19 protein-coding genes are annotated in these 19,564 nt (G+C 70.6%); 8 read left to right on the forward strand and 11 right to left on the reverse strand.

The window, feature by feature from the left end:
* Nucleotides 1-90 precede the first annotated feature (90 nt).
* Both BMW78_RS02120 and BMW78_RS02125 read right to left on the reverse strand, forming a co-directional pair.
* On the reverse strand, nucleotides 91-747 hold the full coding sequence (locus tag BMW78_RS02120; protein WP_091755898.1) for an alpha/beta hydrolase family protein: 657 nt from the start codon (nucleotides 745-747) through the stop codon (nucleotides 91-93).
* Nucleotides 744-1,673, reverse strand: coding sequence for an SOS response-associated peptidase (locus tag BMW78_RS02125; protein WP_091755899.1), 930 nt, complete (start codon nucleotides 1,671-1,673; stop codon nucleotides 744-746). The genes BMW78_RS02120 and BMW78_RS02125 overlap by 4 nt, the downstream gene beginning before the upstream one ends.
* Nucleotides 1,674-1,749: 76 nt before the next feature.
* On the opposite strand from BMW78_RS02125, the gene BMW78_RS02130 reads away from it, so the two are divergent.
* The 5 genes from BMW78_RS02130 (at nucleotide 1,750) to BMW78_RS02150 (ending at nucleotide 7,003) form a co-directional block, all read left to right on the forward strand.
* Nucleotides 1,750-2,292, forward strand: coding sequence for a DoxX family protein (locus BMW78_RS02130; protein WP_245735610.1), 543 nt, complete (start codon nucleotides 1,750-1,752; stop codon nucleotides 2,290-2,292).
* Complete coding sequence (gene aroA / locus BMW78_RS02135; RefSeq protein WP_091755900.1) at nucleotides 2,279-3,604, forward strand: 3-phosphoshikimate 1-carboxyvinyltransferase; 1,326 nt, start codon at nucleotides 2,279-2,281, stop codon at nucleotides 3,602-3,604. The genes BMW78_RS02130 and aroA overlap by 14 nt, the downstream gene beginning before the upstream one ends.
* A complete protein-coding gene (rsgA, locus tag BMW78_RS02140) occupies nucleotides 3,601-4,641 on the forward strand; it encodes a ribosome small subunit-dependent GTPase A (RefSeq protein ID WP_091755902.1) in 1,041 nt (346 codons plus the stop codon). Before aroA ends, rsgA begins: the two co-directional genes overlap by 4 nt.
* Before the next feature lie 122 nt (nucleotides 4,642-4,763).
* Nucleotides 4,764-5,960: an L-2-hydroxyglutarate oxidase gene (lhgO, locus tag BMW78_RS02145; protein ID WP_091755903.1), complete on the forward strand. Its 1,197-nt coding sequence runs from the start codon at nucleotides 4,764-4,766 to the stop codon at nucleotides 5,958-5,960.
* Nucleotides 5,957-7,003 (forward strand): metallophosphoesterase family protein, encoded by a 1,047-nt coding sequence (locus tag BMW78_RS02150; protein ID WP_091755905.1) that lies wholly within the window; start codon nucleotides 5,957-5,959, stop codon nucleotides 7,001-7,003. Before lhgO ends, BMW78_RS02150 begins: the two co-directional genes overlap by 4 nt.
* On the opposite strand, the gene BMW78_RS02155 is transcribed toward BMW78_RS02150, so the two are convergent.
* Nucleotides 6,931-7,623: a hypothetical protein gene (locus tag BMW78_RS02155; protein ID WP_091755906.1), complete on the reverse strand. Its 693-nt coding sequence runs from the start codon at nucleotides 7,621-7,623 to the stop codon at nucleotides 6,931-6,933. The genes BMW78_RS02150 and BMW78_RS02155 overlap by 73 nt on opposite strands.
* 154 nt (nucleotides 7,624-7,777) lie before the next feature.
* On the opposite strand from BMW78_RS02155, the gene BMW78_RS02160 reads away from it, so the two are divergent.
* Together BMW78_RS02160 and BMW78_RS02165 are read left to right on the forward strand one after the other, a co-directional pair.
* A complete protein-coding gene (locus BMW78_RS02160; RefSeq protein ID WP_245735611.1) occupies nucleotides 7,778-8,368 on the forward strand; it encodes an RNA polymerase sigma factor in 591 nt (196 codons plus the stop codon).
* Nucleotides 8,365-8,979, forward strand: coding sequence for a hypothetical protein (locus BMW78_RS02165; protein ID WP_091755908.1), 615 nt, complete (start codon nucleotides 8,365-8,367; stop codon nucleotides 8,977-8,979). Before BMW78_RS02160 ends, BMW78_RS02165 begins: the two co-directional genes overlap by 4 nt.
* 118 nt (nucleotides 8,980-9,097) lie before the next feature.
* Here the strand turns inward: BMW78_RS02165 and BMW78_RS02170 are convergent, their stop codons facing one another.
* The 6 genes from BMW78_RS02170 to BMW78_RS02195 form a co-directional block, all read right to left on the reverse strand.
* Nucleotides 9,098-10,162, reverse strand: a complete 1,065-nt coding sequence (locus tag BMW78_RS02170; RefSeq protein ID WP_091755910.1) for an ABC transporter ATP-binding protein — start codon at nucleotides 10,160-10,162, stop codon at nucleotides 9,098-9,100.
* On the reverse strand, nucleotides 10,155-11,222 hold the full coding sequence (locus BMW78_RS02175; protein ID WP_091755917.1) for an ABC transporter ATP-binding protein: 1,068 nt from the start codon (nucleotides 11,220-11,222) through the stop codon (nucleotides 10,155-10,157). Before BMW78_RS02175 ends, BMW78_RS02170 begins: the two co-directional genes overlap by 8 nt.
* Before the next feature lie 37 nt (nucleotides 11,223-11,259).
* Nucleotides 11,260-12,189, reverse strand: coding sequence for an ABC transporter permease (locus BMW78_RS02180; RefSeq protein WP_091755919.1), 930 nt, complete (start codon nucleotides 12,187-12,189; stop codon nucleotides 11,260-11,262).
* Nucleotides 12,182-13,108, reverse strand: coding sequence for an ABC transporter permease (locus BMW78_RS02185; RefSeq protein WP_091755920.1), 927 nt, complete (start codon nucleotides 13,106-13,108; stop codon nucleotides 12,182-12,184). The genes BMW78_RS02180 and BMW78_RS02185 overlap by 8 nt, the downstream gene beginning before the upstream one ends.
* 346 nt (nucleotides 13,109-13,454) lie before the next feature.
* Nucleotides 13,455-15,116, reverse strand: coding sequence for a peptide ABC transporter substrate-binding protein (locus BMW78_RS02190; protein WP_091755923.1), 1,662 nt, complete (start codon nucleotides 15,114-15,116; stop codon nucleotides 13,455-13,457).
* A 234-nt stretch (nucleotides 15,117-15,350) separates the two neighbouring features.
* A complete protein-coding gene (locus tag BMW78_RS02195) occupies nucleotides 15,351-15,806 on the reverse strand; it encodes a DUF2231 domain-containing protein (protein ID WP_143056117.1) in 456 nt (151 codons plus the stop codon).
* A 208-nt stretch (nucleotides 15,807-16,014) separates the two neighbouring features.
* Here BMW78_RS02195 and hisN point away from each other — a divergent pair, with 208 nt between their 5' ends.
* Nucleotides 16,015-16,809 (forward strand): histidinol-phosphatase, encoded by a 795-nt coding sequence (hisN, locus tag BMW78_RS02200; RefSeq protein ID WP_091755927.1) that lies wholly within the window; start codon nucleotides 16,015-16,017, stop codon nucleotides 16,807-16,809.
* 34 nt (nucleotides 16,810-16,843) lie between these two features.
* Here hisN and BMW78_RS02205 read toward each other — a convergent pair whose 3' ends face one another.
* Both BMW78_RS02205 and BMW78_RS02210 read right to left on the reverse strand, forming a co-directional pair.
* Nucleotides 16,844-18,193, reverse strand: coding sequence for a M16 family metallopeptidase (locus tag BMW78_RS02205; RefSeq protein WP_091755929.1), 1,350 nt, complete (start codon nucleotides 18,191-18,193; stop codon nucleotides 16,844-16,846).
* Complete coding sequence (locus tag BMW78_RS02210) at nucleotides 18,190-19,473, reverse strand: M16 family metallopeptidase (protein ID WP_091755932.1); 1,284 nt, start codon at nucleotides 19,471-19,473, stop codon at nucleotides 18,190-18,192. Before BMW78_RS02210 ends, BMW78_RS02205 begins: the two co-directional genes overlap by 4 nt.
* Between the last annotated feature and the right edge of the window lie 91 nt (nucleotides 19,474-19,564).

Here is a 19,564-nt window from a genome sequence, read left to right on the forward strand (position 1 = left end):
CGGCACTTCTCCCCCGCTCATTCCCCGCGACGGCGAGAAGCCCCACGGAGGAAGCGCTGAACCGACCACGACAATGATCGCGCTGGGCGATCAGTGTCGTAGCGAGCCCACGAAGTCCCTCACCGCCGCGACCACGTCGACAGGGTTGCGCGGGAAGGAGTGCCCCCCGGCCACCTCCGTCACGAAGGCCGGGTCCGGCAGCTCGGCGCGCACCTCTTCCGGCGTCCCGAACGGGTCGTTGGCACCTTGGACGACGTGCAGCGGTATGCCGTGTGGCAGCGGTGCGCGCAGCTCCTCGGCTCGCGAGGTCTCCGGCTTGCCGGGAGGGTGCAGGGGGAAGGACAGGGCCAGCACGGCGTCGGCCCCGGAGGCGTGGGCGGTGCGGCAGGCCACTCGGGCGCCGTTGCTCTTGCCGCCGACGATGAACGGGCCGTTCAGCCGGCGGCGCCCGGAACGCAGCGAGGCGACAACCGGCAGCCAGGCCGGGTCCTGCTTCGGTGGCTGCGGAGGCAACTTCTGCCCGGCGAGCACCCACGCCTGCTCGACCAGCGCGACCGCCCAGCCGAGCTCGACCAGGGTGCTGCGGATCGGTGCGAGCTCCGGAGCCGTCAGCCGTCCCCCGGCTCCGTGGGTGAGCACCAGCACGCCGCGCTGGTCGCCCTCGGGACGGGTGAGGTGGATCCGCGCCGGACCGGCGGGCGTCGCGACCTCCGAGCGGACCGCGCCCCTCGTGGTCTTGGGTGTCACTGTGGGTTCCTGCCCTGCTCCGTCTCCTCGGGCGAGACCTCCTCGGGAGGCTCACCACCGATGACCTCCCCGGTCATCGGGTCGACGACCCCTTCGAGCTCGGACTCCGGCACCGGGTCGAGCAGGTGCGCCCCGTTGTTGCCAGTGGCGTTGACGGCCGTCGAGATCGGGTAGGCCTCGAACCGGCCCGGCTGGTGGAACGACAGGATCCGCTTCACCTCGTCGAGGTCCTGCATCGTCGGGTCGAGCCAGGTGGCCCAGTCCTCCGGCTCGAGGATGAGCGGCTGCCGGTCGTGGATGCGGTCGAGCCCGGGCTCGGCTTCCGTCGTGATGATCGTGAAGGTCGTCAGCCACGCGTCGGGGTCGTCGTTGTCCTTCACCGACTTGTCGCGCCAGAACTCGTAGAGCCCCGCCATCGCGATCGGGTGGCCGTCGGCCCGGTGCGTGTAGAACGGCTGCTTGCGCGGCTTGCCCTTGGCGTCCTTGACCGTCGGCGACTTCTGCCACTCGTACCAGCCGGCCGCCGGCACCAGGCAGCGGCGCGTGGCGGCCGCCTTGGCGAACGACGCCTTCTCCAGCACCGACTCGGCCCGCGCGTTGATCATCCGCATGCCGACCTTGGTGTCCTTGGCCCAGCTGGGCACGAGGCCCCACGTGAGCAGCCGCAACTGGCGCACCGGAGGCGCGCCCTCGGCATACCGTTCCTTCGTGTCCTCCGCGGACCCCTTGGAGGTTGACCTGGGCACCCGGCTCAGCACGACGGGCGCCTGCTTGGTGGGCGCCATGTTGTAGTCGGGCGTGCCGGGAGGCGGGCTCTGCGGGCGGGCCATCACGCTGCGGGCAGGCTCGGCGGTCCGGTCCTGCTCGACCTCGAACTCCTCGACCAGCTCACCGGGGTTGGCCGTGGCCGCGTAGCGTCCGCACATGCTGGGCAGCCTACGCACGGCGGGGAGGCGCCCACTACGGTAGTAATGCTGTGACACCAGCCCACAAGGAGTGCTCATGAGCCTGATCCGCCGCGTGGCCCGTCCGATGATCGCCGCAAGCTTCATCGCCAGCGGGCTCGACCAGCTGCGCCACCCGGGCAAGGCAGCCCCGAAGGTGGCTCCGCTCGCCGACCAGGCCGCCCCCACCCTGCACCTGCCCAACGACCCGGAGCTGCTCGTGCGCGCCAACGGCGCCGCGCAGGTCGCCGGCGGTGTGATGCTGGGCCTGGGCCGTATGCCGCGCACCGCGGCGACCGTGCTCGCCGCGAGCACGGTGCCGTCGACCTACGTGAGCCACCCGTTCTGGGCCGCGAAGGACCCCGCGCAGCGGCGCGAGGAGCGCAAGGCGTTCATGAAGAGCCTCGCCGTGCTCGGTGGCCTGCTGCTCGCCGCCGTCGACACCGAGGGCCGGCCGGGCGTCGCCTACCGGGTGCACATGCTGAGCGACCGCGCCGAGCGGGCTGCCAAGACCACCCGCCGTGAGGCCCGCTACGCCGCGAAGGCCGCCAGGCGAGAAGCCAAGCTCCGCGCGACCCAGGCGCACGATGCCCTCACCTGACTGGCACGCGCCGGCGGTGCATGAGCGGATCGAGGCGCTCGTCACCCTCCCCGGCAGCAAGTCCCTGACCAACCGTTTCCTCGTCCTGGCCGCCCTCGCCAACGGCACCTCCCGCCTTCGGCGGCCGCTCCGCTCCCGCGACACCCTCCTGATGGCCGAGGCCCTGCGCTCGCTCGGCGCCGGCATCGACGACGGCACGACCGACTCGGCCGGCGCCGACTGGATCGTCACCCCCGCCTCCCTGCGCGGCGGCGGCACCGTCGACTGCGGCCTCGCCGGCACCGTCATGCGCTTCCTGCCGCCGGTCGCCGCCCTCTGCGACGGCCCGGTCGTCTTCGACGGAGACGAGCAGGCCCGCGTGCGACCCATGGGCCCCGTGCTCGACGCGCTGCGCATCCTCGGCGCCACCATCGACGACGGCGGCCGCGGCACCCTGCCCTTCACCGTGCACGGCGCCGGCAGCGTGCCGGGGGGCGAGGTCGCCATCGACGCCTCGGCCTCCTCGCAGTTCGTCTCCGCGCTGCTGCTCGCCGGGCCCCGCTACGAGCAGGGCGTCACCGTGCGCCACGTCGGGCCGCCCGTGCCGTCGGAGCCGCACATCGAGATGACCGTCGAGACGCTGCGCGACGCCGGCGCCATCGTCGACGACGGCGAGCCCGACACCTGGCGGGTCGAGCCCTCGGAGATCAACGCCCTCGACGTGCAGGTCGAGCCCGACCTGAGCAACGCTGCGCCCTTCCTCGCCGCGGCGCTCGTCACCGGCGGGCAGGTCACCGTGCCCGGCTGGCCCCAGCACACGACCCAGGCCGGCGACGCGATCCGCGACATCCTCGACGCCATGGGCGCCGACGTCTCGCTCACCCGCGAGGGCCTGACCGTCACCGGCACCGGCGACGTGTCCGGGGTCGACGTCGACCTGCACGACGCCAGCGAGCTGACCCCCGTGGTCGCGGCCATCGCCGCCCTGGCCGACTCCCCCACCGTCATCCGCGGCGTCGCGCACATCCGCGGCCACGAGACCGACCGCCTGGCTGCCCTGTCCCGCGAGCTCGGCGCGCTCGGCTCCGACGTCCACGAAACCGACGACGGCTTGCACATCCGCCCGCGCCCGCTGACCGGCGGCACCTTCCACACCTACTCCGACCACCGGATGGTCATGGCCGCAGCGGTACTCGGGCTGCGCGTGCCGGGTGTCGTGGTCGAGAACGTCGGCACCGTGGCGAAGACGCTGCCCACGTTCGTCGAGCTGTGGGACGGCATGCTCGGCGGCTCGGGCCACCCCGCGCGCACCGCGGACGCCGCCTCCGCATGAGCCCGCGTCACCCGTCGGACTACGACGAGAGCGACGTTCGCGTCCGACCCGGCCGTCGTGGCTCGCGCCCCCGGTCCAAGGACCGCCCCTCCCACGAGGACGCGATCCCGGGGTTCGTCACGGCCGTCGACCGGGGCCGCTACACCGTGCTCGTCGGTGCCGGCGTGGGCGGCAAGAAGCTGCCCGAACGCGTCGTCATCGCCATGAAGGCCCGCGAGATCGGCCGCAAGGGCATCGTCGTGGGCGACCAGGTCGAGCTCGTGGGCGACACCTCCGGCGGGCCCGACGCACTGGCCCGCATCGTGAAGCTGTCGCCGCGGAAGTCGGTGCTGCGACGCACCGCCGACGACACCGACCCGGTCGAGCGCGTCATCGTCGCCAACCCCGACCAGCTCGTCATCGTCTCGGCGCTCGCCAACCCCGAGCCGCGGCCGCGGCTCATCGACCGCTGTCTCGTGGCGGCCTACGACGCCGGCCTCGACCCCCTGCTGGTGCTGACCAAGGCCGACCTGCAGGACCCCTCGGACTTCCTGTCGCACTACGCCCCGCTCGACGTGCCGTACATCGTCACGTCCACCTCGGGCGACGGCTTCGACGGTCTGGAAGCGTTGCAGGACAAGCTGATCGGGCGAGTGAGCGTCTTCGTCGGACACTCGGGGGTGGGCAAGTCCACGCTCGTGAACGGCCTCGTCCCGGAGGCCCACCGCGCCATCGGCAACGTCAACGTCGTGACCGGGCGCGGCCGGCACACCTCCAGCTCTGCGGTGGCGCTGCGGCTGCCCGGCGACCAGGGTTGGGTGATCGACACCCCCGGCGTGCGCTCCTTCGGCCTCGCCCACGTCGACCTGCACCGCATCATCGAGCACTTCCCCGACCTCGAGCCCGGCACCGAGAAGTGCCCCCGCTCCTGCTCCCACGACGAGGAGGAGTGCGCGCTCGACGAGTACGTGGCGTCCGGCCAGGCCGGATCGGCCGGCCCGTCACGGCTCGAGTCGTTGCGCCGGCTGCTGCGCGCCCGCTCTGGCGAGTCCGACTGATCCCCCTTCCTCCGCCGGTCGAGGTAAACACGCCGGTGGATCCGCGCGGCAATACCTCGAACGCGGTGGGGGCGCCGACGGGTCGGGGCTAGCCTGAGGGGACGCGGCAGGGGAGGTTCGCCATGGAGTGCGAGTTCGTGGTCATCGGAGGCGGCATCGTCGGCCTCTCGACCGCGCTCAACCTGCTGCAGCGACGCCCCGGCGCCAGCGTCGTCGTGCTCGAGAAGGAGCCGGCCCTCGCCACCCACCAGACCGGCCACAACTCCGGCGTGATCCACGCCGGCATCTACTACGCGCCCGGCTCCCTGAAGGCCCGCCTCTGCCGCGCCGGCGAGAAGGCGACCAAGGAGTTCTGCCAGGCCCACGGCATACCGTTCCAGACCATCGGCAAGCTCGTGGTCGCGACGTCGGAGCTCGAGGTGCGCCGCCTGCACGACCTGCACGACCGGGCCGGTGACAACGGCATCGACGTCGAGCCGGTCAGCGGCGAGCGGCTCCGCGAGATGGAGCCGCACGTCCGCGGCCTCGAGGCGCTGTTCGTGCGCAGCACCGGCATCGTCGACTACCGCAGGGTCACGGCGGCGATGGCCGAGGAGGTGCGCCTGGCCGGCGGCGAGGTGCGCACCGGCATCGCCGTCACCGGCATCCGCGAGGACGACGACTCCGTGCAGGTGCTGACCGAGCACGGCGTGCTCAGAGCCCGGCACCTCGTCGCCTGCGCCGGGCTGCAGGCCGACCGCGTCGCACGGCTGGGAGGCCTCGACACCGACTTCCGCATCGTGCCGTTCCGCGGCGAGTACTACGAGCTGCCCGCCTCGCGTGCAGGCCTGGTGCGCCACCTCATCTACCCGGTGCCCGACCCCGACCTGCCATTCCTCGGCGTGCACCTCAGCCCCACCATCGACGGCCGGATCACGGTGGGGCCCAACGCGGTGCTCGGGCTGTCACGCGAGGGCTACCGCAGGACCCATGTCTCGCTGCGCGACGTCGCCGACTACGCCCGCTTCCCCGGCATGTGGAAGGTCGCCCGCGCCAACGTGCGCACCGGAGCCGTCGAGGTGAAGAACTCGCTGTCGCGCCGCGGCTACCTCAACGAGTGTCGCCGCTACTGCCCCGACCTCACCCTCGCCGACCTCCGGCCGCACGAGGCCGGCATCCGCGCGCAGGCGGTGATGCGCGACGGCACGCTGGTGCACGACTTCCTGCTGCGCTCCACGCCCCGCCAGCTGCACGTGGCCAACGCTCCCTCCCCCGCCGCGACGTCGGCCCTGCCCATCGGCGAGATGATCGCTGAACGACTGCTGGGCGCGCAGGTGTGACCCGAGCGACGGTCGTCGCCCTCGCGGGCATCCTGGTCGCTGCTGGGTGCAGCACGGGTACGAGCCGCACACCGGCGGCGGCTTCTAGCTCGGGTTCGGCAGGGCCCTCTCCCTCGGCACCCTCGTCGTCCTCCTCCACGACCACCACCGCGGCCACCGCCACGGCCACCTCCACCGCCACCTCCACGGCCTCCCCGACGTCAGCCGCCGAGCGGTCCACCCGTCCCCAGCCGGGCGAGGCGACCCTGCTCGCCGTCGGCGACATCGCCCGGTGCGACGGCCGCGGTGACGAGCGCACCGCCGCCATCGCGGCACGCCTGCTCAAGGGCTCGCCCAGCGCACCGGTGCTGGCCATGGGCGACCTCGCCTACCCCAACGGCTCGGCCCGTGACTTCGCCCAGTGCTACCGCCCCAGCTGGGGCCGGTTCGACGGCCGGATGCGCCCCGCGCCCGGCAACCACGAGTACAACACCACCGGGGCCAAGGCCTACTTCGACTACTTCGGCAAGGCCGCGGGTCCGCGCGGAAAGGGCTGGTACTCCTTCGACTACGCCGGGTGGCACGTCGTCGCCCTGAACTCCAACTGCGCTGCCGTCGGGTGCGGCCCGACGTCGGCGCAGGTCCGGTGGCTGGTGGCCGACCTGGCGAAGCACCGCAGCCGCTGCACCCTCGCCTACTGGCACCACCCGCGGTTCAGCTCCGGGCCGCACGGATCGTCACGCGACGTGACCACGCTGTGGGCGACCCTGCAGAAGGCCGGGGCCGACGTGGTCCTGAACGGCCACGACCACGACTACGAACGGTTCGCCCCACAGACCGCCGACGGCCGGGCCAGTGCCCGCGGCATCCGCGAGTTCGTCGTCGGCACCGGCGGCGCCGAGAGCTATCCCTTCGTCAGCCGGCTCGCCCACAGCCAGAAACAGCTCACCGGTGTCGACGCGGTGCTGCAGCTGCAACTGACAAAGACCGGCTACCGCTGGGCGCTGGTCGGCAGCGCCGGAGCCGCCAAGCCGCTCGACACCGGCTCAGCCACCTGCTCCTGACCCTCCTGACCCGCTCGCGACCCGTCGAGCCGCGAGGCCCCCTCGACGGACCGGTCGTCCCGCGCCGCCCACGGCCGCCACAGCACCGAGGCACCGGCCGCCAGCGCGACGGCCAGCGCTGCGAACGCGACCAGACCCCGCACCAGCTGGGGCACCGGCATGCTCAGCATGGTGTCCTGGTTGAGCCGGATGAGGAACCACAGCACCACGACCGAGCCCACGACCCCGACAGCTCCCACGGCACGGATCAGAGCGTGGCGCCGCGTGAAGAGCAGCCCACCGAGCACGAACGCCGGGATGAAGGGCATCCCCTGCCCCGCCAGCAGGAGCAACCCGGGCAGCAGCGCCAGCAGCCACCAGCGGCGTGCGCCGGTGGCCTTGGCGGCCGCGACCACGCCGAGCCCCATCCCCATGAGGGCAGCCAGGCCGAGGATGAACAGCGTTCCGGCCCAGCTGAACCCGGGGTTGTCGGTCACCAGGCGCATGAAGACACGGGCACCCACGCCCCACAGCACACCGAGGCCGGCACCGGTCACTGCCGCGCGCAGGACCGGGTGCCCGGTGCCGGCAGCGGGGGTCCCAGCGTCGGCGGCGGGGAGGATTTCTCGTGAACGCGTCATGGTCAGGTCCTTGCTCGTCGAAGATGTCTGTCACTGCAACCGACGGGGCTCCGGCAGCGTCGGGCGACAGCCGGAACCACTTTTCTTTTCCTCGGTCTCGCTGTCACCCACCTGGCCGCGTGCTTCGTCTGTCGAGGTGATGGAGGCTGTGGGCGTGCTCGCTCGGGGGGCACAGCGTGACGGGTCCGCGCAGGGCGTGGACCCGCTCGTCGTCACGCTCTTCACCGCCGAGGCCGCCCGCCTGGTGCAGCTCGCCCGCTTCTTCGTCGACGACCGCACCGCCGCCGAGGACCTCGTGCAGGAGGCGTTCATCCGATTGGCCCGCAGCACCCACCGCATCCACGACGAGGCGCGCGCCGCGGCATACCTGCGCTCGATCGTCATCAACCTCGCCCGCGACCACAACCGGCGGGGTCTCGTGTCGCTGCGGCACCGGCCGCCGGCCGCGCCGGACGAGCCGTCGGCCGAGGACGAGGCCACCGGCCGCGAGTCGCGGCGCGAGGTGGTGGCGGCCCTCCGCGCCCTGCCCAAGCGGCAGCGCGACTGCGTGGCGCTGCGCTACTACCTCGAGCTGTCCGTGCCCGAGATCGCGGAAACCCTTGGCCTGTCGGTCAACTCGGTCAAGACCCACCTGCAGCGGGGCCTGCGCGCCATGGAGGTCGCGCTGCGGGACCAGCACCACCGCGCGCCCCGCCCGTCGCCCGCCACATCCGCGCCAATGCCCGAGACGGAGGAGGGCCGATGAGCTCGCTCGAGGACCGCCTGCACGACGCCCTGACCGGGGACGACCCCGGCCGGACGCTCTCGCCCGACCTGTTCGACCGCGTCGTCGACAGCATCGGCGACGACCGCGTGCGCCGTCGCCGCCTGCGCCGCACCATCGCCATCTGGGCCACCGTCATCGCCCTGGCCACGACCGCCGTCATCGCCCTGCAGAGAGAAGGAACCGGCATGCCCTGGTGGGTACTCGAGATCGTCACGACCCTGGGCCTGGTCGCCATCGCCCTGTGGCTCGGCCCGTTCATCAAGCGGTTCGGCCGCGCCTACGCCGCCGACGTCTTCCACGACAACCCGCTCACCGGCAAGAGCTACATCGTGCTGACCGACGTCGTCTACTACCTGATCTTCACCGCCTACATCCTCTTCACGGTGCGCTTCGAGCCCGAGCCGAGCTGGTCGCACACTGGCCTCGTCATCGACGCCACCGCGGGCCAGCTGAAGTTCGAGGTAGAGCGGGTCGGCGGAATCCTGCTCATCATCGGCGTGCTGCACGGCGTCAACATCGTCCTGATGCCGGTGCTCGGGCGGCTGTTCTCGCTCAACCGCCGGCTCCCCGACAAGGTCGGCCGCCTGTAGAGGCTGCACCGAGACGCTGACAGAGAGCCGGCACGGAGACGACACCGCGCCGCCCCCTTCTCGAGGGGGCGGCGCGGTGTGTGTATGCCGGGTGGCCGGCCTGGGTACCGGAGCGGCGTCAGACCTGCTCGGCTGCGGCCCAGCCGCCGGCCGGTGTCGCCGCGCCGGAGACGTCGATGGTCTCGATGATCTCCCGCGGTGCGGCGAAGTGGCAGGCCGAGAAGTGCTCGCCGGCGCCGTCCGGACGCAGGATCAGCTCCGGGACGTCGACCTTGCACTTCTCCTGCGCCTTGAAGCACCGGGTGTGGAACCGGCAGCCCGACGGCGGGTTCGCCGGCGAGGGCACGTCGCCCTGCAGGACGATCTGCTCGCGCTTGTTGCGCAGCGTCGGGTCGGGCACCGGCACCGCGGACAGCAGCGCCTGCGTGTACGGGTGCGTCGGCCGCGAGTAGACCTCGTCCTCGTCGCCGATCTCGGCCATCTTGCCGAGGTACATCACGCCGACCCGGTCGGAGATGTGGCGCACCACCGACAGGTCGTGGGCGATGAAGACGTACGACAGGCCCAGCTCGTCCTGGAGCTTCTCCATGAGGTTGACGACCTGCGCCTGCACCGAGACGTCGAGCGCCGAGACCGGCTCGTCGCAGATCAGCACCTTCGGGTTCAGCGCGATGCCGCGGGCGATGCCGATGCGCTGGCGCTGGCCGCCGGAGAACTGGTGCGGGTAGCGGTTGATGTGCTCCGGGCTGAGGCCGACCAGCTCGAGCAGCTCCTGCACCTTCCGGCGGCGACCCTGCTTCGGCACCACGTCGGGGTGGATGTCGAACGGCTCACCGATGATGTCGCCGACCGTCTTGCGCGGGTTCAGCGAGGTGTACGGGTCCTGGAAGACGATCTGGATGTCGCGGCGCAGCTTGCGCATGGCGCGGCCACGCTGCTTGTAGACGTCGACGCCGTCGAAGATCAGCGAGCCCGAGGTGGGCTCCTCCAGGCGCATCAGCAGGCGGCCCAGCGTGGACTTCCCACAGCCGGACTCACCGACGATGCCCAGCGTCTCGCCCTTGTAGAGCTCGAAGCTGACGCCGTCGACCGCCTTGACCTGCCCGACGGTGCGACGCAGCACGCCGCCCCGGATCGGGTAGTGCTTGACCAGGTCGGTCGCGCTCAGAATGGCCTCAGCCATTGAGGACCTCCTCGGAGAAGTGGCAGGCCGCCTCGCGAGAGGGCAGGACCTCGCGGAGCTCGGGGCGGTCCTGGGTGCAGAGCGGCTGGGCGTAGCGGCACCGCGGGTTGAACGCGCACCCGGGCGGGATACGCATCAGGTTCGGCGGCAGGCCACCGATCGCGGCGAGGTTCTGGCCCTTGAGGTCCAGGCGCGGGATCGACTCGAGCAGGCCCTTGGTGTACGGGTGGGCCGGTTGCCGGTACAGGTCGTAGACGTCGGCGCGCTCGACGATGCGGCCGGCATACATGACCGCGATCTTGTCGGCGACGTCGGCGACCACGCCGAGGTCGTGGGTGATCAGGATGAGCCCCATCTGGCGCTCCTCCTGCAGCTCCTGGAGCAGCCCCATGATCTGGGCCTGCACCGTCACGTCGAGCGCGGTGGTCGGCTCGTCGGCGATGAGCACCGCCGGGTCGAGCGCGATGGCCATCGCGATCATGATGCGCTGGCGCATGCCGCCGGAGAACTGGTGCGGGTAGGCCTTGACCCGCTCCTTGGCGGCCGGGATCTGCACGCGCTGCATGAGCTTGATCGCACGCTCGAAGGCGTCGCTCTTGTTCATGCCGCGGTGCTGGCGGAACATCTCGGCGATCTGCCAGCCGACCGGGAAGACCGGGTTCAGCGACGACAGCGCGTCCTGGAAGACCATCGAGATCTCCGGGCCGCGGGTCTTGCGGCGCTGCTCGTCGGGCATGGTCAGCAGGTCCTGGCCGCAGTAGCGGACCTGGCCGCCGGTGATGCGGGCCGGGGGCATGTCGAGGATGCCCATGACCGCCTGGGCGGTCACGGACTTGCCGGAGCCGGACTCACCGAGGATGGCGAGGGTCTCGCCCTGGTAGAGGTCGAAGGACACGCCGTTGATGGCCTTGGCCACGCCGTCGTCGGTGTGGAACTCGACGAACAGGTCGTCGACCTCGAGGAGCAGGCCGTCCTTCGGCTTGTAGACCGAGTCCGCGGTCGCCTGGCGGCGCGCCTCGCCGCGGGTGGCGGCGACGGAGCTGGATTCAGTGGTTGTCATGTGCGTCTTTCTCGCGTTCTCGCCTGGGCCGACCTGGTCAGCGCGTCTTCGGGTCGAAGGCGTCACGCACGGCGTCGCCGAGCATGATGAAGGCCAGGACCGTGAGGCTCAGGAAGAGGCTCGGGAACAGCAGGATGTGGGGGGTGGTCCGCAGCGCGACGAGGGCGTCGGAGATGCTGACACCCCACGAGATCGCCGGCGGCGTCAGGCCGATGCCGAGGAACGACAGGGTCGCCTCCACCGAGATGTAGACACCGAGGTTGATCGTCGCGACGACGATGACCGGGGCCATGGCGTTGGGGAGGATGTGCGAGCGGATGATCCGCCACGGGCTCGCGCCGAGGGCACGGGCCGCCTGCACGTAGTCGTTCGGCTTCACCTGCATCACGCTCGAGCGCATGAGGCGGGTGAGGCTCGGCCAACCGAGGATCGTCAGGGCCAGCACGACCTTGAGGACCACCACGATGTAGGGCGAGTCGGCGTTGTTCGGGAAGGTCGCCATGAACAGGATGCCGCCGAGCAGCAGCGGGATCGCCAGGAAGATGTCGGTGATCCGGGAGACCAGCGTGTCGGCCCAGCCGCCCGAGAACCCGGCGATGATGCCCAGGGCCGAGCCCAGGATGACCGTGCCGAGGGTCGTGAAGACACCGACGAGGATCGAGGCCCGGGCGCCGTAGATGGTGCGGGCGTAGATGTCGTAGCCCTGGATGTCGCGGCCGAACCACGCGTCGGCGTTCGGGCGCATGCGGGCGTCCTTGAGGACCGCCTCGGTGGGGTCGGTCGACGTGAACAGCTGCGGCACGGCGGCCATGAGCACGAAGATCGCGATGAGCACGACCGAGACCCAGAAGATCGGGTTCTTCTTCAGCTGCCGCCAGGCGTCGGACGCGAGCGAACGGGCGCCGCCCTCGCTGGCCTCCGCGACGTGTGTCTCCTGGCCAACGGCGATCGTGGTGGCCTCAGTCATGGCTGATCCTCGGGTCGAGCACGCCGTACAGCAGGTCGACGAGCAGGTTGGCGAAGAGGTAGACGACGACCAGAGCGGTCACCGTGCCGACGACGGCCACGCCGTCGCGGGCACCGATGCTGCGGAAGAGGAAGCCGCCGACGCCCTGGATGTTGAAGATGCGCTCGGTGACGATCGCGCCACCGAGGAGGGCGCCGATGTCGACACCGATGTAGGTGACGACCGGGATCAGGGAGTTGCGCAGCGTGTGGAGGCCGACCGCACGACGCCGCGTCAGGCCCTTGGCGATGGCGGTGCGCACGTAGTCGGCGCGCAGGTTCTCGACCATGTTGGCGCGGGTCAGGCGGGCGATGTAGGCGACCGAGGCCGATGCCAGCACGAACGACGGCAGCAGCAGCTCGTAGAAGGTGGCCTGCGACGACACGGTGACCGGGAACAGGCCCATCCGGACGCCGAGGAACATCTGCAGCGTGGCACCGATGACGAACACGGGGATGGAGATGACGAGGAGGGTGCTGACGAGGACCAGGTTGTCGATGAACTTGCCCTTGCGGATACCCGCGAGCACGCCGGCGAAGATGCCGATCAGCGTCTCCCACGCCACCGCCATGAGGGCGAGCTTGCCGGTGGTGACGTAGCGCTTGGCCAGCTCCTCCTTGACCGGGATGCCGTAGAAGCTGGTGCCGAGGTCACCCTGGGCCAGCTTGCCGAGGTACTTGCCGTACTGCACCAGCAGCGGGTCGTTGAGGTTGTGCTCCTCGCGGAACTTCGCGACGTAGGCCGGGGGGCAGGGTCGCTCGCCGCACTTGCCGGCCGTCGGGTCGCCAGGCAGTGCGAACACCATGGCGTAAATCAGGAACGTAGCGCCAAGAATCACGGGGATCATCTGCAGCAATCTCCGCACGATGTACTTGCCCACGTCACCTCCTCATGAATCTGACGCACCGGTGCAGGGGTGGGTGACCGGGTGCGTGGTCGTGGGAACCATCCGCCCAAGGGACGGGAGCCCGTGCGGGCTCCGTGGGTCGTCGTGACTAGACAACATAGTCTCTTCGGCGGGGGTCAGCGTAGGACAGGATAAGCCCTTCGCAAGGCAGGCCCGGCGGCCCGCCACCCGGCATACCGGTTCACGGCGGCCGGAGCAGGTTCGCTGACCTGCGGCCCGGCACACCGGTGTCGGCGGCCGAGCAGGCCATCGGCCTGCCAGCTGCTGGAGCTGGCAGGCCGATGACTCGTGCTTGTCACCTGGAGACCAGGTGGGTGCCTTACTTCAGGGAGATCGAAGCGAAGTCGATCGTGCCGAAGGCGGTGATCTTCACACCGGTGACCTTGTCGGACCAGCCCATGGTGGCGGTGGAGTACCACATCGGGATGGCCGGCATGTCGTTGGCGAGGAGAGCCTCGGCCTCCTGGTACTTCTTGTTGGCCTCGGCCGGGTCGGTCGCGGCAGCAGCCTCGACAAGCAGCTTGTCGAACGCCGGGTTGCTGTAGTGACCGTCGTTGGAGGACGCGCCCGTCTTGTAGATCGGGGCCAGGAAGTTCTCGATCGACGGGTAGTCCATCTGCCAGCCGGTGCGGAACATGCCCTTCATCTTCTGGTTCGCGATCTGCGTACGGAAGGTGGAGAAGTCCACGACCGGGGTGGCGACACAGTCGACACCGAGGGCGCTCTTGATGGAGTTGCAGGTCGCCTCGGTCCAGCCCTTGTGGGAAGCGTCCGCGTTGTAGGACAGCGTGATCTTGCCACCCTTGAAGCCGCCGGCCTCGGCGAGCTTGGCCTTGGCCTTCGCCGGGTCGTACTTGCAGTACTCACCGCACTGGTCGGCCTTGTAGCCGTCCACGACCGGGGAGACCCAGCCGGTGGCGGGCTTACGGGTGTTGTTGAAGATCTGCTTGATGATGGTGTCGCGGTCGATCGCCATCGAGATCGCCTGACGCACCTTCGGGTCCGCGTAGTTCGGGTCGACCTTGGTCGGCGGGAAGGTGATGGTCTGGATGACGCCAACGGCCTTCTGGGCGTTGCGGTCAGGCAGGTCCGTCTTGTACTTGTCGTCGATCTGCGCGCTCGAGGGGACCTCGTCGGTCACGTCGAGCTGGTTGGCGATGACGTCGTTGTAGGCGGCGTCAGAGTCCTGGTAGATCTTGAACGTGATGTTGTCGACCTTGCCACCGAACTTGCCGGAGTAGTCGGCGAACTTCGAGAGCTTGATCTCGCTGTTCTTGGTCCAGGAGTCGACCTTGTACGGGCCGGCGCCGACCGGCTTCTCGCCGTAGGCCTTCGGGTCCTTGAAGAAGGAGTCCGGGAGCGGCGCGAAGGCGGTGTAGCCGAGGCGGACCGGAAGGTTCGAGACCTTCTCGCTGGTCTTGACGGTGAAGGTGTGGTCGTCCACGACCTTCAGGCCCGTCATCTTGTCGGTCTTGGCCTTGCCCTTGCCGGCGCAGGGGTCGTCGCCCTCACCGGTGCACTGCGTGTCGGCGTAACCCTCGATGGGCTCCATGAAGTAGCCGGAGGACTGGGCGTTCGGACCGTAGGCGGCGTAGTTCCAGGCGTCGACGAAGTTCTTCGCCTTGACCTCGGTGCCGTCCTGGAACTTGTAGCCCTTGACCAGCTTGATGGTGAAGTTCTGGTTGTCCTGCGTGGTGATGGACTCCGCGATGTCGTTCTCGGGAGCAGCCGTCTCAGCGTTGTAGTGGACCAGCTTCGCGGTCGAGGCGTCCAGGACGTTTCCACCACACGTCTCGGTGGTGTTGCTGGGGACCAGCGGGTTCTGGGGGTTGCAGCCCCGGACGGTGATCGAGCCGCCGGTCTTGCCACCAGCGCTGGTGTTGGCCGCGTTGCCGCTGTCACCGCCACCGCAGGCTGCAGCGAGCAGCGCGGTGGCAGAGATGCCGGCGAACATGGCCACCGTGCGAGCAGTTCCTCGCATGGATGTCCTCCTACGTAGGGTCAGCCCGTTCGAGTCGAACGGTAGGTCCGGACGCGCGCCGGGTGGAGCGCAGCCCTGTAACGCGCAAGGCGTCGGTGTGTAGGCCCCATGAAAGACCACACGCAACCCAAATACGACAACCCTCGCGAAGCCGAAATCGAAACGTGACCGAGTTGTTGGCCAATCGGTGCCGACCATCCGCCTGCAGGGGGCTCCCTGCGCAAAAAGGGTGGTCTACCCCCCGGTCTGCCTCACGATGCCGCTCCAGACGGCCTGGCTGCCGGAATGTCCCGCCCGCACCGTCCAGATCAGCGCCACCAGCGCGACCAGGGCGGTCAGCATGGCCGGCAGCCGGTCGGGCACCCACACGTCACGCTCCCGCAGCGCCTGCACCAGCACGGAGGCGAAGAGCAGGGCGAACGCGAAGAACGGCAACACGTCGGCGATCTCTGCGTGCTCGCGCGCCACCGTGCCGCCCAGCCGCTCCTGCAGGGCCTCCCCGCTCTCCTTGGCCAGGAAGGTCAGGACGGAGACGACCGCGTTGGCCGCCACCACGCCCCACCCGACCACGCGCGGGGACCGCGGCAGGAACGCCCAGACCGTCGTCACCACCGTCATCACGGGCAGCAGCACCACCACGCCGTGCACCACGAGCACATGGACGGGTAGCCCCAGGACTGTGTCGAACACCGTTGCCGCCTTCCCCAGGCTGTCGTGCGGTCAGGGACCAGTCGCGCTCGCGCCGACGCTAGCGCCCGGCGCACCTCTCCAACGCCCTACGACACCTGAGAGTTCACTGGGAGCCGGCCACACGGCATACCGGTGGTCGTGCGGTATGCCGCGGGGGCGTGTCGGGGCGGTCCCCCACCCCCGCACGGCGACGGGCTAGCGTGGCAGCGTGGCCACCTATGACGATGACCTCCGCCTGGCGCACGTGCTGGCCGACGCCGTGGAGCGCATCACCATGTCCCGCTTCCGCGCCGAGGACCTGAGCGTCGAGTCCAAGCCCGACCTCACGCTCGTCAGCGACGCCGACAAGGCGGCCGAGGAGCTCGTGCGCATGCAGCTCAAGCGGACCCGTCCGCGCGACGCGGTGGAGGGCGAGGAGTTCGAGACCACCGGCCACGGCCCGCGCCGCTGGGTCATCGACCCCATCGACGGCACCCACAACTTCGTCCGCGGCGTGCCGGTCTGGGGGACGCTGATCTCGTTGGTGGACAACGAGATGCCGGTGCTGGGCCTCGTCGCCGCTCCTGCGCTCGGGCGCCGCTGGTGGGCCGCCAACGGCTCCGGCGCCTGGTCGGGTCGCAGCCTGTCGTCGGCCAAGCGCATCCACGTCTCGAAGGTCTCCACCATCGAGGACGCGTCGCTGTCGTACTCGAGCCTGAAGGGCTGGCGCGCCCTCGACCGTCACGAGGAGTTCCTCGCCCTCACCGACGACTGCTGGCGCACCCGGGCCTACGGCGACTTCTGGTCCTACATGCTCGTCGCCGAAGGGGCGGTCGACATCGCCGCCGAGCCCGAGCTCGCCGTCTACGACATGGCCGCCCTCGTGCCGATCGTCACCGAGGCGGGCGGTCGCTTCACCTCGCTGGCGGGCAAGCCCGGACCGTGGGGCGGGAACGCCGTGGCCACCAACGGCCTGCTGCACGACGAGGTGCTCGAGCGCCTCGGCACCGACGCCCGCGCCTGAGCCGTGCGCCCCTCGCGCCCCTGCCCCTCCGCGGCTAGTTGGGGACGACGGTCACCGCTCCCCTGCCGAGCTCCTCGAGCTGGTCGGCGTAGAGGCTGGCGTCGCCGACCACCACGACGGTCCAGGTGCCGTCGACCCACCGCCGGTACGCCTCGGCGAGCGCGTCGCCGTCGAGCGACTGCATGGCCAGCAGCGTCTCGGTGGTGAAGTCGGTGCTCATGCCGTCGAGCGCCATCGTGGCAGCCTCGTCGGCCACCGCGTCGGCGGTGGCGTAGCGACCCGGGGCCGTCTTGCTGATGTAGTCGATGCCCGCGCGGACCTCGTCGGCAGAGAACCCCTCGCGGCCGGACTCGAGGATCTCGAGCAGCAGCTTGACCGACTCCACGGTCGAGTCGGCTCGTACCGACCCGTTGGTGAGGAACAGCCCGCCGCGGCGCCGCGGCCGGAACGTCGAGCGGATGCCGTAGGTGAAGCCCTTCTCCTCGCGCAGCACGGCGTCGACGCGGGCGTTCGGCGACCCGCCGACGACGAAGGACAGGACCGGGTATGCCGCCCAGCCGCCTTCCGCGCGCCGGTCCGGTCCCGCGCACCCCACCGACAGCTCGCTCTGCACCGACCCGGGTCGGTCTACGAGCACGATGCGGGCGGCGTCGGCGGCACGCACCGGCGGCTCGGCGTTCGGGGTCACGACCTCCTGGCCCTCAGCACGCCATTGCCCGAGCACCTCGTCGGCCACGGCACGCACGTCGACCCCGGACAGGTCGCCGGCGACGACGACGGTCATGCCCTGCGGCCCGACGAACCGGCGGTGGAACTCGACGAAGTCCTCGCGGGTCAGCGACGAGACGGTCTCGTGCGTGCCGGCGCTCGGCCGGGAGGCCCGCTCGGCGCCGTCGAAGAAGGTGGCGATGAACTCGCGGGCGGCCCGGTGCGGCGCCATCGCCCGCTCCTGCTCGATCTCCGCGAGCCGCGTCTTGACGTGCCGGGTCACCTCGGCCTCGGGGAACACCGGCTCGCCGAGCGCCTGCTGGAGCAGGTCGAGCGCCTCGCCGAGCCGGCGCTTCGGCACGTCGAGGTCGACCCCGAGGCCGCTGTCGTTGATGCCGGCGCCGAGCGCGATGCCCTTGCGCTCGAGCAGCTGGGCGAACTCCTCGGAGGTGTGCCGCGCGGTTCCCTCGTCGAGCAGCCGCGCCGTCAGGGCGGCGACGCCCTCCTTCTCGCGCGGCTCCACCGAGAGCGACATCGGCAGCACGGTGCGCACCGAGATGACGTACTGGCCGGGGATGTCGTAGGCCAGCAGCTCGATGCCGTTGGACAGGGTGTGGCGCTCGGGCTCCGGGAAGGCCCAGGGCTGGGGCGGGACGACCTCGGGACGGGCGCTCACGCGACCTCCTCCTCCGTGGCGACGAGATGGGCGACGACGGCGCGGTTCTGCGGCTGGAGCCACTGCTGGGCCACCGCCTGGACCTGCCCGGCCGTCACCGCGTTCAGCCGGTCGAGGTAGGTGTTGATGAACTGCGGGTCGTCATGGAGCAGGGTGTGCTGGCTGATGGCGTCGGCCCGCTCCTCCTGGCTGGCCAGCGAGTGCAGCCACGACCGCTCGGCCTGCGCGAGCGCCGACTCCATCTCGACGTCGGTCGGCCCCTCCTTCGCGAACCGCTCGAGCTCTTCGCAGGCCCGGGCCTCGACGACGTCGGGGTCCTGGCCGTCGGCGATGTCGAGGATGACGAAGCCGAGCGAGACGCCGTCGACGAAGCCCATGCTGTGCGCCTGCGCGGCGTTGGCCACCTGCTCGCGGCGGACCAGCCGCTGCACCAGCCGTGAGGTGGTCAGCCCGCCGATGGCGTCGAGGGCCAGCGAGGCGGCGAAGTAGTCGTCGGTGTTGTCCACCGGGAGCCGGAAGGCGAGGTGCAGCCGGTCGTTGGGCACCTTGTCGTGCCGCTCGAACCGCACCGGCGAGGTGATCGGCTCGAGCTGGTCGTGGTTGGCGCGCCTCGGCTCGGCGGACGCGGGCAGCTCACCGAAGTACCTCTCGGCCGCGGCGAACCCCTCCTCCGGGGTGAGGTCGCCGACGAGGGTGAGCACCGTGTTGTTGGGGCCGTAGTAGCGGCGGAAGAACGCGTGCACGTCCTCGAGGCTGGCGGCGTCGAGGTCCTCCATCGACCCGATCGTCGGGTGGTGGTAGGGGTGGTCGGCCGGGAAGACGGTGGCGTAGGTGTCGATCAGCGCGTTGCCGTAGGGCACGTTGTCGTAGCGCTGCCGCTTCTCCTCCTTGACCACGTCGCGCTGGTTGTCGAGGTTGGCCTGGTTGACGGCGTCGAGCAGGTAGCCGTGCCGGTCGGCCTCCATCCAGAGCGCCAGCTCGTAGGCGCCCTTGGGAACGGTCTCGAAGTAGTTGGTGCGGTCGAACCAGGTCGTGGCGTTGAGCCGGCCGCCCTCGGCCATCAGCCGGGTGAAGTGCTCACCGCTGGCGACGTTGCGCGAGCCCTGGAACATCAGGTGCTCGAAGAGGTGGGCGAAGCCGGTGCGTCCGGGCGCCTCGTGGCGGGAGCCCACGTTGACCCAGAGGTTGACGGTCACGTTCGGCACGCTCGTGTCGGGTGAGACGACCACGCGCAGCCCGTTGGGCAGGGTCTTCTCGTGGATCGGGTAGTCCAGCGGCATGCCGCCACCCTAGGTGACGGGGGCCGCGCAGACGCGACTACCGAGCCCGTATGCCGCGTGAGCGGCCCTCGCGGCACGTCACCGCGTGAGC

It is taken from the genome of Pedococcus cremeus (assembly GCF_900111375.1).
GTDB classification, from domain to species: Bacteria; Actinomycetota; Actinomycetes; order Actinomycetales; family Dermatophilaceae; genus Pedococcus_A; species Pedococcus_A cremeus.